Source organism: Pseudarthrobacter defluvii, assembly GCF_030816725.1.
GTDB lineage: Bacteria > Actinomycetota > Actinomycetes > Actinomycetales > Micrococcaceae > Arthrobacter > Arthrobacter defluvii_A.
This window is the reverse complement of the sequence record NZ_JAUSYG010000001.1, coordinates 2291433-2305035: the sequence shown is the minus strand read 5'-3', so window position 1 is coordinate 2305035 and position 13603 is coordinate 2291433. Positions and strand designations below refer to the sequence as shown.

The window sequence follows — 13603 nt, the reverse complement described above, 5'->3', positions numbered from 1 at the left end:
TGCTCATGGATGCATCTGCCGGATCTGTGCCGGTCCCTGAGCCCCTAAGCCGTGAAGTCGAAGCCGTGATGGGCGCCGCCGACACTCTGATGCGTGTGGTGGCCCGCTCTGTTGCTGAGGTTGAGGACATCGTAAATACCCCGCAGCTGCGGGTGCTGGTCCTTATCCATACCCACGGACCCCAGAATCTCGGCGGTGTGGCCGCAGAGCTTGGCGTGCACGCCTCGAATGCCACCCGCATCTGCGACCGGCTGGTAGCAGCTGGCCTGGTGCAGCGGCGTGAGGATCCCGCTGACCGCCGGTACATCCGGCTGGAGTTGACCAAGGAGGGCAAGGAGCTGGTCGATACTGTGCTGGGGCACCGGCGGCAGGCCATCGCCGAGGTGATTTCCAGGATGCCTGCCGGCCGCCGTCCGGCACTGGCCGCCGCCCTCGAGGCCTTCGCAGCCGCCGCCGGCGGCCAAGGTACCTCCGACGGTCGCTTTACGTTGGGAACCGGCACGTGACGTGACCGGATCCTGGTGCGGCAAGCCATGCCTCCATTGAACTCCAATGCTTGCGTATTCGCAATAGTTGGCGATGGCCGAGGCGGATATTCTTCTGGATCGGATTGGCGCAGGGAGTCGTTCAGAGCGGCGTGATGCCCCATTGTCCGGAGTGGGATTGCCCAGGCTCGAGGGTGATTAGGCCGTCGCCCGAATTGAAGGCGTCAGGGGCGCAGGTCATGGGCTCCACGCCCAGTCCGGTCCGACGGCGGTCCGGCTGGGGGAGCGTATCGCCGGTGAAGATCTCCAGGTAGGGGTATGTCTCGTCCACCCACAACTCCACTCCTGCCGAGCCGTTGGCCCGGACCAGTTTCACCCGCGCCCGCCCGTCCGCGTCACGAATGAGGTCCGTGTAGGCCACATCGATGCGCCGGCTGCCAAGCTGTCGAAGTTCCCGCAGGTCGTACTCTGTGCCGTCCACCGGTTCGTGGCCGGTGGGGATGCCACGGTCATCCACGGGCAGGAAGGTGCGTCCGGGCACCTGGACCAAACCCGGGTCGATGACCTGGCCCCGCAGCCCCAGGCTGAGGTAGGGGTGCGCACCTGTCCCGAAGGGGCACGGCTCCGGGCTGCGGTTGGTGACCGTGGTCCGCACGCTCAGGCCGCCGTCGTCGAGCGTGTAGTCCAGGCGGCAGTCAAGTACCCATGGCCAGCCCTGGCAGGCATGCAGGGTGTAAGTGAAGGAGATTTTGTTGTTCTCATGCTCCACCACAGGGACGTTCCAGTTCCGCCACCGGGTCAGACCATGGATTGCCGCGCCCTTGTCCGGCTCACTTAGGTCGAGCTGCAACTGCTGGCCACCCCACTCGTAGCGTCCGCCTTTGACCCGGTTCGGCCACGGGATCAGCGAATGTCCCCGCGCGCCGGTGCACATTTCCTCAGGCCCGTAGCCGTCCAGCAGGGGGCGGCCGTCCAGCAGGTAGTCCCGTAACGCCCCGCCAACTTCTGTCAGGTGTACAGACTGCCGGCCATGCCGGATCCCGTATTGGCAGCCTGACGGGACTCCGTAACCGTTGTTGGCCTCCAGTGGCGGTTCCTGCCCCGAACTCATGACTGCCGCGTTCCGTCGTCGGCGGCCTGCAGGTCCAGGACAACTTTGACATCATGGGGGCGGTGGTCGAAGGCTTCGGCGAAGTCTTCAAGGGGTACCCGGCGGCTGATGAGCCGGCGCAACCAGTCCTTGTCGGTGGCGGCCAGAGCCTTGGCGCCGGCGTCGTAGTGGCGGCGGTTGGCGTTGACGCTGCCGAACACCACCCCGTTCATGAGCACTTCCTCGCGGTTGAGGGCGCCCACATCCACTCCCGTTTGCTTTCCAGTGCCGGAGACGCCGGTGAGGCAGGTGATGGCGTCCTGGGCGCGGCAGCGCAATGCCTCCAGCACCACGGACGTCACCCCTGTGCACTCGACCAGGACGTCCGGTTTGAGACCGGAATCGGGCAGGGACTCGCTGTGGTAGCTGGCCCCAAGGTCGTGGACCAGCTCCGGCTTCGGCCCGTCCTTGACGACGTCGAAGACGTGCACCTCCAAGCCCTGCTGCGTACCCAGAAGGGCCGCGAGCATGCCCACAGGCCCGGCCCCGGTCACGACGGCGATATGGGGGTCGAAGAACGCCCGCTGCCCGATCCGGCTGATCTGTTCCCACGCTTTGGCCACGATGGTGGTGGGCTCCAGGAGCACTCCCACGTCTTCCAGTCCTGGATCCAGTTTCACCATCGCCTGCGGGTCTGCGCGCCACTGCTCCCGGGCGAACCCGTCCAGGCCTTTGATGCCGTGCTCGGTGTACTTGCCGTTCAGGCACATGTCCCATTCCCCGGCGGCGCACGCTTTGCACGGTTCGGGATCCGGGCGGCGGACGATGCCGACCACCAGGTCACCCTCGGCCAGACCGGAACCGTCCGGAGCCTCCCGGACACGGCCCAGGTTTTCATGGCCCAGAACCAGGTAGTCCTGGCCGGGCGGAGCCTCGCCGTACTCTGCCGCGATGATCTCGATATCGGTGCCGCACAGGCCCACCGCCAGCGCCTCAACCAGCACCGGCCCCTGGCTGGCCGACGGCTCAGGAATCCCGCGAAGGCTCAGTGAGTCCTTTTTCCCGGGGGTAACTGTCAACGCTTGCATTGCCTCTCCTTAAACGCAGGGCTACGTATCGCCAGTTTCCAACGATATTTGCGTTAGCGCAACGGCACCCTCAGGACCGTCAAGACCATTCCTGTCGCCGCTGGTCACCTTTGAAGGCAGCCGTTCAGGGCCGAGGGCTCTCTTTTTGGTTCCCTCGGGGTCTGCTTGCCGCGGGTGACGTCCAGCGTGATGACGAAGGCGAGGATGACCATGGAGATCGAGGCGGAAGCCAGGGTGTCGGTAAACCAGTGGTAGCCCAGGTAGATGCGGCTTGTCGCCTCCAATATGACACCTGTGGCAGCAGCACTGAATGCAGCCGGCGGGGAAATTGCCGTGGATCGGGAAAAGACCAGATATGCCCCGACCAGCAAAAAGTTCGCTGCACCGACGACATGGCCGGAAGGGAACGATGAAGTGGGGTCGGCACCAAGCATCATCAGGGTCGAGGGCGGCCGGGGGCGGCCTACGGCGTGGGCGGTCGCCTCTGTGACGATTACTCCTGTGACCATTGCTCCGGCGAGCAGTAACGGGCGCCACAGACATCGGGTCAGCAGAGCCCAGGCGGTGGTGGCGAGCAGTGTAATCACCGGAAGCGCGACTGGGCCGAAAACGAACGCGAAGGCTGTCAGGACGGCGGTGGTGAAGCCGTTTCGGTGATCCACGAACCATGCTGTTACTGGCCCGTCGGCGGTGGCGATCCCTTGCCCATCGAGCACTTGGCCGAGAGTCAGTACGAACGTAGCCGTACCGGCCAGGGCCAGCATGAGGGACAGTGCACAAAGGACCAGGAAATGGCCGGGGGACACCACGTACCCGTCGCCCAACCGGACATGTCCCTTTCGCCTGTTTGTCGTGGGCCAGCTGTCGTCCCGGCATTTGTTCGGGTGTGGCTGCGGCGTCGATACGGACCTCGCCCGGCCCGGCACTGCTCATCCCTCACATTCGATGCAGTAGGCGTGGCCGTCTTTTTCCCTGGCCATTTGGGAGCGGTGGCGGACCAGGAAACAGGACCAGCAGGTGAATTCATCCTCCTTCTGGGGGACGACTTCCACGACGAGTTCTTCGGCGATGAAGTCGCCAGGCAGGTCGACGCCGTCGACCGTATCGGCTTCGTCGAGTTCCCTAACGACGCTGCGGGGATCCGGAGTATTCTCCGTGCGCAGCGCCTCCAGTGAACTTTCCTGCGATTCCTTAACCTCGGGTCGGACTTCGTCGTAATCGCTTGCCACAGCACGTTCTCATTTCTTCTCTCTGGCGGGCAGCTCTTCTTCTCTCTGGCGGGCAGCTCTCCGGAGGGTGCCTCCAGGGACTTGCGCTGGTGCTCGCATTCCTCTTCGCCCTCGTCTTCAGCCTCATAGAGCGTGGAGTGGGGTGACGTGAAGCTCTTGCATCAGGGCGTCGAGCTTGAGGTGCAACGCTGGGGAGTCCCGGTTTTGGGTGCTTTGGATGATGAACACCATCGCGAATGTGACGATCGTCGTGCCGGTGTTGATGACGCGCTGCCAGCTGTTGGAGAAACCCAGAAGCGGTCCCGTACATGCCCAGAGGACGAGAGCGGCGACTGCCGCGGCGAACACCCTGGCGTGCCCCAGAATCTTCGCTGTCCTGGAAGTGAACTTCGTGAAGAAGCCAGTTTTGTCACCGCTGGTCTTATTGGCCCTCATGTCCTCTCCTGATGGCTGCTCACTGTGGTCTGAATGCTCATCCTTCGTTTGCCGGGCACTTCAGCCCCCGGGGTGCGTGACGGCATTTAGGCCCTACCTGGCGCTGAGGCTGCCGCATCGAACTTCCCCTGCCGCGAAGGCCAGGGCGATGGCTGCGCTGGCGACGGCGGCGTGTCGCCGTCGCCGGTCCAAACCTGCCAGCGCAAGCATGGTCAGGGCGTGCAGCGCGTCAACTCCACCGCCCAGGCGGTGCAGAACAGTCCCGCCGCGGTTGCTCACAGTGGCCTGCAGCACATGTCGTGCCCCCAGAACCCGGATAAAGGTGCGGGCATGTGAATCAGGGGCCTGACCGATCAGAAAGCCCTCGACAGCCCCGGGGCTGAGGAGCTCGGCGGTGCCGTAAGCGGCCCGGAATACTTCCAGGAGGCTCATCCATGGTCCTTCCTGGCGAGAAAGACAGTGGCCAGCACGGCCGTCGAAAGGGCTGCCCCGAGCGCGGCCGCGATGGGGCCGTGATGTTGGGAGGCAACGAGCTGGTAGCTGCGCCGAAGCCTCGCTGTCAAAGATCCCGTGGGTGCCGAAGTCGTGGGTGCAATCGGCGGCCTTCCAAAGGTTTGCCGGCTGGTCTGGACTGCGGGGCTTGGAGGTCTGCTGGGACGTGAAACCAGTCTTGGAGAGGTACCGGTCTAAAAGGCCGGGCATGATCGCGTTCACGATGAGGGTCGCGGCGGTGCTGGCGCCTACCCAGTACTCGCGGCGTCCGGGGTGTGCCGCTGCGTAGACCACGCCTCGGGCCGCGACTTCGGGTTGATAGATCGGCGGTACCGGCTGCGCCTGGTGGGGGAGCCGGGAGAGGACCCAGGAGAATTGGGGAGTGTTCACGGCCGGCATCTGAACCATCGTGTTCCTGATACCGCTGTGTTCGTGCAGCAGTTCGGTTCGAAGTGCTTCGTTGAAGCCCTGGATGGCGTGCTTCGCTCCGCAGTATGCGCTTTGAAGTGGAATCCCCCGGTAGGCGAGGGCTGACCCGACCTGAACTATCGTTCCCCGGTTCCGTGGGCGCATGCACTTCAGAGCAGTCATTGTCCCGTAGACGTAGCCCAGGTAGCTGACTTCCGTGACACGTTTGAACTCCTCGGGCCTAATCTCCTCGAAGCGGGAAAAGACCGACGTAAAGGCCACATTCACCCAGACATCGATGGGACCAAGCTCCCGCTCGACCCGCTCAGCGGCGGCGTCGAGAACGTGGGGGTCAGCGACATCAACCGGCACCGGCAAGGCCTTCCCACCGGCCGCTTCAACCTCGGCGGCCGCCCCGGCAAGCCCTGCCTCACCCCGGGCCAGCAGGGCAACGGCGTCACCCTGCCTTCCAAAAGCGATAGCGGAAGCCCGGCCTATCCCCGCACTGGCGCCGGTGACCACCACTACCCTGCGTGCTGTTTCCATCTGGATCTCTCCTTTGGCCCTCAGCGGAAGCAATATGAGGATAGTGCAATAGTTGTAGATGCGCAATGGTCTTGAACCTTGTTTCCTCATTCCGGCTATGGGTTTTGCTCTTCCGCGGTGGCCCTATAGCAGTAACTTCTCTCGTCAGGAAGTTCCGCCAGCTGCGCGATTGACCCTTTCTGAGTGAAGGGGCCGTTTACAATTTACCCCGCTAAGCGCTTGCGATTACACACGTATTCCGCTTCCATGAAGAGACGGATGCGGAACGCCGTAAGCACACCCTCATTACGTTTGCCGATGGAGGCGTGGCGGGCTTGGCCGCTACCGGTGCCATGAGTGTTCTGCTCGTGGCCGCTGACGTCACCGGGGTGATGGACTACGAGCCTCCCCGGAAAATCATCGATAAGTTCTTTCCCCGGCTTCCGCTGCCGCTAAGGAACACCGCTGCCATCGTCGCCCATTTTGGCTACGGGATCGCCGGTGGAAGTCTCTTCGCCCTCGCACGCTGGAAGCGGCCAACCGTCGGCACGGGTCTGGCTTATGGTGCTGTTGTATGGGCTGCAGGATATGAGGGATGGCTGCCTGCCATGGGAATACTGCCCCCTGCACACCGCGACAAGCCGGGACGGGCCGTGACGGTGCTGGTCGCTCACTTGCTCTACGGCGCCGTCCTGGGCAAGGCCCTCGACAGGCTGACACCGGCTATCCCAGACGGTGGTGGACCAGAGGGGGAAGGCAACCCCTTGGAGGAAGCGGTCGGAAAGCGTTCTATGTCGCAAAGTCTGCCTGATTCCTACGTTCGGTATCTGGCAGATAAGGACCCTGTATTCATAGCTGCCGTTCTGCCGGTATTAGAGCAATCGGCCGCAACGCAGGACCATGGTGTCCACGTGCGATACCTTCCTGGAGGGATCCAGGCCCTCACGGACCAGGCCGTTCCCTATCCTGAGGTCACCGAAGGGGTTGACTAGCTCTCTTCGGCGGTGGCTGGAATTGATATGCGTTACCCCTACCGGAGCATCGAGGGCGGTGGGGCAGGAAAGTGCACTCCTGGATATTTCGGTTCTGCGGCGTTCATGAGGTGGGCCCACTGGGTGCCGGCGATGTTGGCTCCATCCAGTCCCGCGTAGTACGTACCGTTGATGGTAATGTGCTCATTCGCCCATTGGGGACCAAATCCTTTATAGCTTCCGAACCATGAAGCGGTGGCGATGCCCGTTGTGGCTCCTACCGTCCACGTCTGGGTGTGTCCGTCGGTGGTGCCGGTTTTAGCGAAAATATCCTGCTCCTTGTTCACTGGGATGTTGTAGCCCGAGCCCTTGGTCAGCACGGGCTTGAGGGCGTAAGTGACGCCGGCAGCCACGTCCGGGGCGATGGTTTGCTCGCAACCGGCCGAAGTCACCGGATAGTTGTGATCATTGGGGCCCGTGACGGATTCAACGGCGATCGGGTTGCAGTGGATACCGCCTGCTGCGAAGGTCGCGTATGCGGTAGCCATGTCCAGTGGGGCAATGTCCTGCGTGCCGATCAGGCTTGCGATGCTGGAGAGGTCGTAGGGCTTGTTGGTATGGCCGTTCTTGACTCCGGCGGCCGTGGCCATTTTTTGGATTTTGCAGAAGTCCAGCTGCGTCGCTGACTGGAAAGTGATGGTGTTGATGGAGTGGTAGAGGCCCTTCAGGACGCTCATCCGGTAGTAGTGGTAGGGATCATCGTTTGGCAATGGGGTTTGACCCAGCGCGGGGTCGTAGGAGCCGGTAGTCGTGCCGCAGGAGTTTTTCCAGGGGTAGTCGGCTTTGTAGGTGCGGATAGAGCCGTCCAGTTCAGTGGCCATTGACCGGCCGGAGTTAAGCCACTCGGCGAAAACGAACGGTTTCATGGTGGAGCCGATCTGGAAGCCGCCTGCTCCGTGAAGGGGATTGCCGTTGCTGTCCTTCTCGGGAAGGGTGAGATTGCCTGTGTAGTGTCCGGGTCCTGTGGTCGGGTCGTAGATGGTGTTTTGGGCCATGGTCAGGATTTTGCCGGTGCCGGGCTCAACGCTGACAAGGGCGGCACCGCGTTGCAGGGGGTCTGTTGCAGGCAGTGAGGCATTCACCTGCTCCTGGGCGGTCTTTTGCAGGCCCGGGTCCAAGGTCGTGCGGATGGTCAGCCCGCCTTGGTAGAGGAGCTTGTGCCGGGCGGCCTCGTCCGCTCCAAAGGCGGGATCGTTGAGGATCAGCCGCTGGATGTAGTCGCAGAAATATGGTGCGGTGGCAGCGGCGCAGCCCTGCGGGCTGTGTTGGACATCCAGGGCCAAGGGGGATTCGGCGGCTTTGTCGTGCAGCATGGGGGAGATGTATCCCTGCTGGAGCATTTTGTCCAGGACTTCATTCCGGCGGGCCACCACATGGTCTGGCTGGGTGAGGGGATCGTAGTAGGCCGGCCTGTTCACTACTCCTGCCAGTGCTGCGGCCTGGGGAAGGCTCAGGGCGCTAGCGGCCACACCGAAGTATGTTTTCGCTGCCGCCTGGATGCCGTAGGCCCCGTTGCCGAAATAGACGAGGTTCAGGTAACCCTGCAGGATCTGGTCTTTGGAGTATTTTTCCTCCAACCCAACGGCAAGCTTCATTTCCCGCAGCTTGTCGCCGATGCTTCGGGCGGCGGTGGTCATGGCCTCCTCTGCGCTGCTGCCGCCGTTTTCCGCTGACAGGATGAGGACGTTCTTGATGTACTGCTGGGTGATCGTCGATGCGCCCTGCCGGCCGCCCTGGGCGTTCACGTAGAGCGCGCGGAGGATACCGGTGGGATCGATCCCGCCGTGGTCGTAGAAGCGTGCGTCCTCGATCGCCACGATCCCGTCGCGGATGAAGGGCGACATCTGTTCCAGGTCCACCGGGACCCGGTTCTGGGCGTAGAAAGTGGCGATGACCGACTCGTCTTTCGCCAGGACCCGCGATTTCCTGGCCGGTGGCTCCAGGTTCAGGTTAGAGGGGAGTTGATCCAAGAACCTGATGGATGCCCCGGCTGCCGTCGATCCCAACGCCGCGGCCGGGGCCAGAAGTCCGGCGACCAGGAAGCCGCCGATAACGCCGGCTGCGATGAAGGCCCCCGCTTTCCTCAACAGGATGTCTTTGATCAGCATGCAGAACTTCCTTTGTTCGTGCCGCGCACCAAGGGTCACCCATCAAGCCCTGCAGGGGCATGCCAAGAAGGCGGCCGAAACGCGGCCGCTGTTACGGACGGCGACTCGAATAGTTAGCAATAAGCAAACAACCTTATCGCCCCCATTCCCGCCCCGGGGCCGTGAGGGGTTACAGGAGTACAACAATCCTGCCAACGGGTGGCCGGAAAACGAGCAATTCATTGCTTTTGCGCAACCGATGCGCCAGACTTGGGTGAAGGCCTCTCAGCGGAACGGAACGGCCTGGACGAGTCAGTAAAGCTGCTGCCAGTCGGCATGGCGGGCAGTACGCACGGGGCAGAAACCTCGGGAAGGCAACGGCCACTCAGGCCGGTCACTGTACAGGGAATAGCGGCAGTTGCTAGGCCGATCCATCCATTAGACCCAAGCGCCGGGTAGTGATCGGTGATTGCCCTCGCCTGGGTAATTACTTGATCCGCTCCTTGACAGGCCAGGCCTCTAGGGGCGAAGAGGGGCGGCACCCACCACGGACAACTCATGGAGAGAGGCCAGTATGAATACCAAATTCACCACCGGCACCGAGGTCAAAACAGGCCGTGGCCAGTGATGAAACAACACCGGCCGGAAGACGTCAAAGCACTGTCACCCGATCCACAGCTTCTGCGAATGCTCACAACACACACCCACTGCGGTGGGCCCATGACGATCTTACGCCTGGGGTCCGTTGCCGAAAGCCGCACCAGCAGCGTCGACGGCGTCATCACTTACAGCTGCGCCTGCGGCTTCAGGTTTGATCAACCAACCAGTTCACAGCACCGCAATAAGGACCTCCCATGAAACCCACGGACAGCACCGCAAAGTACTTTCGCCTGATCCCAGCCCTGGCGATATCATCGGTTCTCCTAACTGGCTGCTACAACCACTCTGAAGGAGACCACGACCCCGTTGCCCTCGGCGCGGACCTGAATTTCTCGGGACTGCAATTGCGGAGCGTCCTGATCCTGACGTCCGGCCAAAACGAACCCGGGCGCGTCCTGGGAACGATCTTCAACACCACTGCTACCGACATACACATGGTTCTGGCCGACTCCGACGAACAACTTCCAGTCAAGATCCCCGCTCTGGGACACATCGAGTTTGACCAGTCACTTGTGATCTTCAACAGCACCCAGGAGCCGCCCGGTGCCCGCACCGATCTACAGGTAACAGTGAAAGGGCAACAGGCCTCAATCAACGTGCCCATCCAGAACGGAACCTTTGACCAGTACCGGCCATACATTCCATCTCCAAGCCCATCCAGCTGACCCCAAAGACCAGTACCAGACCACGCGCACGCGACTCATCGACGCGGCGGCGCCGCGGATTCCGGCATCGCGAACAACCCGTCACCAAGATGTGAACCTCAGAAAAGCAGAACTTCCACGGCCTTACGAGTGGCCGAGTCTTCATCCTGGGGTCAGTGCTTCAGCCAGCTGTCAGGCAGGGGCTGCTGTTCGTGCCTGCCCCACACAGAAGCGGCCGCCCAAGCCCAAGTGCTTCACTGGCCTCCACGCCCGTGGACTGACACGACGGACCTCAGGCGGCGAGATGATGAGCAGAGACGAAAAAGAACTGCGGGTCATCCGGTACTGAACATCACCATCAGCTTCTCTGGGATCTCCGGCGGGTCAGCTCTGGCCGCGGTTCCATCAGCCCTAGCCGGGGAAAGCCGTCTCTACAACGTCGATGAGGCAGGCCGCGGGAACTTCATTCCCAAACCCACATCAATAACCGTCATTACCGTTGCGCTTGCGCAATTAGTGCGGTTAAATAAAACCACCGTGCGATAGTTGTTCCCGGCTGCCCCGGCAAAAGCCAGGCGGCCGAGGTAACGCCTCGCACCAGGCAGCTCGGTGCGGGGCGGAACAGTTTCAGAGGCGCAAGGGGCCCGCTTCCTTGGAGGCTCTCAAGAAGGAGTAACCCCATGAAATACTTCAGGATTTACCCGGCAGCTGCAGCGACGGCAGCAGCACTCGCTCTGGCTGGCTGCACCGGGAATTCCGCGCCAGGATCCAGCGCCTCCGCAGCATCACCGGCGGTTTCCGTTCCAGCGGCTAGCCAGGCCGCAGGTGGGGGACTGCCCGCGGTTCCGGGCGTGGTCAAGGAAGTCGAGCCGTCAGTCGTGACGATCCGGACAGATATTGGGCTCGGCAGCGGAGTCATATACCACACGGACGGATCCATAGTCACCGACGCCCACGTCATTGAGAACGAGCAAAAACAGCCCTTCAAGAACGTTCAGGTCCAGTTCGCCGACGGCTCACAGTCCCAGGGAACCGTTCTGGGCGTGGACGACGTCACGGACGTTGGCGTCATTAAGGTCGACCGCAAGGGCCTTCCCGCCGCAAAATTCGCTTCTTCCGATCCGGAAGTGGGCTCGATGACCGTCGTCATCGGAAGCCCCTTGGGTTTGGAAGAAACAGTCACCGCAGGAATCGTATCCAGCATGCACCGCAACATGCCCCCTTCCCAGGAATCACCTCACGGCGCCATCGACCTGCTGCAAACCGATGCCCCCATCTCTCCCGGTAACTCCGGCGGCGCAGTAGCAGACTCCACCGGACAGGTCATCGGACTGTCCGAGGCCTACCTGCCACCCAGCTCCGGAGCGGTTGCAATCGGGTTCGTCACCCCATCTTCGACGGTTACCAACGTTGCCGACCAACTCCTGGCCAGCGGAGCGGTCAAACACGCAGCACTCGGTGTCGTCCCCACCGATATCACACCGCAACTAGCTCAACGGTTCTCTCTACCCGTCACGGCCGGAGCATTGATCGTCAACGTTTCCCAAGGCAGCCCAGCTGACAATGCCGGCATGGAAGCAGGTGACATCATCACCAAATTCGCCCAAACCCAGATAGGAAACGTTACAGACCTGCTTGTGGCACTCAGGAAACAGGACCCCGGACAGCAGGTCGACATCGTGGTGCAGCGCGGCTCAACACCGCAGAACCTGCATGTCACCCTCGGAAACCTGTCCACAACCCCCTAATGCTGGCCTTGCCGCAACGGGCACCCGGCCTTACGCAGGCGCACCATTTCGAAGCCGAAATGATCCCCGCCAGCTGACCGATCGTGCAACATAGAGGCGCGACGGAAAAGGCAGATAAAGGGTCTTTCGTCAAGCATTGCGGCGCTATCCACGGCCCGTCGGCCGTGAGCAGGTACTGTCGGGTGCCGGATCCAACTTCCCTCCCCGGCATTCACCCCCATCTGGACAATTGCGGCTGGGCGGGCACCGAAGACGTCCACGCCAATTACCGGCGCTTCAATATCTGGACTGCCGGCCTGTAAGCCCAGGCCCGGGCCGCTGGCTGCCAGTTGGCGTCCCGGCCGAGGAAGGCCATGAGTCGCCGGTGTGCCGGGGCGTCGGACGGGGCGGGCAGTTCTGGCTGGAAGATGCCTTGGACACGGAACTGTCCCATGATGCCCATCTGGTGCATGGTGGTCAGCAGGTCTTCTGCCGATCCGTCGTCGATCAGCTGTTCCTGGGAGGTGGCGACGGCAAGGTCGATGCCGTGAACGATGACTTCGGTCAGGTGGATCAGGGCGGCGATCTGTCCCGGGACCGGGCCGACAGAGATCGTCAGGGTCCGTTCCAGGACATCCGGAGCGCGCCAGGCTGTGAGGACGTCGGTGGCGGCGTTGGTGTATTCGGTGACCGGGTCAGTTCCGAGCCAGTCGGCTTCGAAGTCCATCCCGTCTCCGGTCCCGGTAATGGCGGCGTGGAACAGTCTGTAGCCGCCGACCATGTGGTTGGCCAGCGTGCGGACGTCCCAGTCCGTGCAAGGGGTGGGCAGGGCCCATTGGTCGTGGCGAATTCCCTTGAAGATGATTTCCGTGGCTGTGTGGGCTTTCTCGATTCGGCCCTGCAGTGCTTCCATGTCCGCTCCCTTTTCTTGTGTGGTTGTCAGTGGGTGGGTTAGACCATTGGCCAGAGGTGGTCTTCGCCGGTGGGGCTCGCTTTGCGGAGGATCCGAAGCCCGTAGGCGAGCAGGATGATGTCACCGCCAATCATGAGGATCCAACGCCAGGTACTGGTCACGTCTCCGACCTGGAGCGCAATGTCTGTCAGGGCGTGGATGATGATGAGCGGCCAGAGTGATACTCCGCGGAGCCTCAGGGCTGCCAGGCCGATCCCGAAACAGGTGGCGCCGATGACCTGGGCGGCGGTGATCGCTGGGTTCGCGCCGAAGGCGATGTTCGACAAGTGGGTGAGGCCGAATAGGGTCGAGGACACCAGTGCCGCCTTCACGGGGGTCCATTGGGCGAGGCTGTTCAGGACCAGCCCCCGGAACCAGAGCTCTTCGTAGACTCCGGTGGCGAGGTAGCCGATGACGACCGTGGTGCCGGCCTGCGGGCTGATGTCTTTGATGCCGCCGGCAAACGGTGCGAGGCTGACCAGCAGCGGGAGGATGAGCAGGACCGGGTGGAGCCGGCCGGAGGTCAGGAGGTCCCGGCGGGTCACGGCGACGGTGATGACGGCGAAGGCGGCCAGGGCGAGGACGGCGATGAACCGTTGCTGCATGGGTTCCATGCCGGGGGCCAGCCATTGGATGACCAGGGCCGCGGCGATGGTGAGTCCGGCGGTGATCCCGGTGAGGGTGAGGGCGGCTTTCAGTGGGCGCGCCGGGGCAGCGGTCTGGGTTTCAATCATGGTTTTTCCTTGGGTC

General features: G+C 62.6%; 13 protein-coding genes. 4 read left to right on the top strand and 9 right to left on the bottom strand.

Going from position 1 to position 13603, the window contains the following annotated elements; all coding sequences use genetic code 11:
* Positions 1–5 precede the first annotated feature (5 nt).
* Positions 6–506, top strand: coding sequence for a MarR family winged helix-turn-helix transcriptional regulator (locus QF031_RS10850; RefSeq protein ID WP_307427703.1), 501 nt, complete (start codon positions 6–8; stop codon positions 504–506).
* A 121-nt stretch (positions 507–627) separates the two neighbouring features.
* Here the strand turns inward: QF031_RS10850 and QF031_RS10845 are convergent, their stop codons facing one another.
* From QF031_RS10845 to QF031_RS10820, 6 genes are all read right to left on the bottom strand, one after another.
* Positions 628–1596 carry an aldose 1-epimerase family protein gene (locus tag QF031_RS10845; protein WP_307427701.1) on the bottom strand — a complete coding sequence of 323 codons (969 nt, stop codon included), beginning with the start codon at positions 1594–1596 and terminating at the stop codon, positions 628–630.
* Complete coding sequence (locus QF031_RS10840; protein ID WP_307427699.1) at positions 1593–2663, bottom strand: glucose 1-dehydrogenase; 1071 nt, start codon at positions 2661–2663, stop codon at positions 1593–1595. The genes QF031_RS10845 and QF031_RS10840 overlap by 4 nt, the downstream gene beginning before the upstream one ends.
* A gap of 104 nt (positions 2664–2767) precedes the next feature.
* Complete coding sequence (locus tag QF031_RS10835; protein ID WP_307427696.1) at positions 2768–3427, bottom strand: phosphatase PAP2 family protein; 660 nt, start codon at positions 3425–3427, stop codon at positions 2768–2770.
* A gap of 165 nt (positions 3428–3592) precedes the next feature.
* Positions 3593–3892: a DUF4193 domain-containing protein gene (locus QF031_RS10830; protein ID WP_307427693.1), complete on the bottom strand. Its 300-nt coding sequence runs from the start codon at positions 3890–3892 to the stop codon at positions 3593–3595.
* A gap of 123 nt (positions 3893–4015) precedes the next feature.
* Complete coding sequence (locus QF031_RS10825) at positions 4016–4327, bottom strand: low affinity iron permease family protein (RefSeq protein ID WP_307427692.1); 312 nt, start codon at positions 4325–4327, stop codon at positions 4016–4018.
* A 93-nt stretch (positions 4328–4420) separates the two neighbouring features.
* Positions 4421–5773, bottom strand: coding sequence for an SDR family oxidoreductase (locus tag QF031_RS10820; RefSeq protein ID WP_307427690.1), 1353 nt, complete (start codon positions 5771–5773; stop codon positions 4421–4423).
* 305 nt (positions 5774–6078) lie between these two features.
* Here QF031_RS10820 and QF031_RS10815 point away from each other — a divergent pair, with 305 nt between their 5' ends.
* Positions 6079–6744, top strand: coding sequence for a DUF6789 family protein (locus QF031_RS10815; protein ID WP_307427686.1), 666 nt, complete (start codon positions 6079–6081; stop codon positions 6742–6744).
* 38 nt (positions 6745–6782) lie between these two features.
* Here the strand turns inward: QF031_RS10815 and QF031_RS10810 are convergent, their stop codons facing one another.
* A complete protein-coding gene (locus QF031_RS10810; protein WP_307427684.1) occupies positions 6783–8891 on the bottom strand; it encodes a transglycosylase domain-containing protein in 2109 nt (702 codons plus the stop codon).
* An 833-nt stretch (positions 8892–9724) separates the two neighbouring features.
* Between QF031_RS10810 and QF031_RS10805 the strand changes: the two genes are divergently transcribed.
* Positions 9725–10195 (top strand): hypothetical protein, encoded by a 471-nt coding sequence (locus QF031_RS10805; RefSeq protein WP_307427682.1) that lies wholly within the window; start codon positions 9725–9727, stop codon positions 10193–10195.
* Positions 10196–10854: 659 nt separating this feature from the next.
* Positions 10855–11922: a S1C family serine protease gene (locus QF031_RS10800; RefSeq protein WP_307427680.1), complete on the top strand. Its 1068-nt coding sequence runs from the start codon at positions 10855–10857 to the stop codon at positions 11920–11922.
* Between the two features lie 265 nt (positions 11923–12187).
* Here QF031_RS10800 and QF031_RS10795 read toward each other — a convergent pair whose 3' ends face one another.
* Together QF031_RS10795 and QF031_RS10790 are read right to left on the bottom strand one after the other, a co-directional pair.
* Complete coding sequence (locus tag QF031_RS10795) at positions 12188–12814, bottom strand: TIGR03086 family metal-binding protein (RefSeq protein WP_307427678.1); 627 nt, start codon at positions 12812–12814, stop codon at positions 12188–12190.
* 38 nt (positions 12815–12852) lie between these two features.
* Positions 12853–13587 carry a CPBP family intramembrane glutamic endopeptidase gene (locus QF031_RS10790; RefSeq protein WP_307427675.1) on the bottom strand — a complete coding sequence of 245 codons (735 nt, stop codon included), beginning with the start codon at positions 13585–13587 and terminating at the stop codon, positions 12853–12855.
* Positions 13588–13603 lie beyond the last annotated feature (16 nt).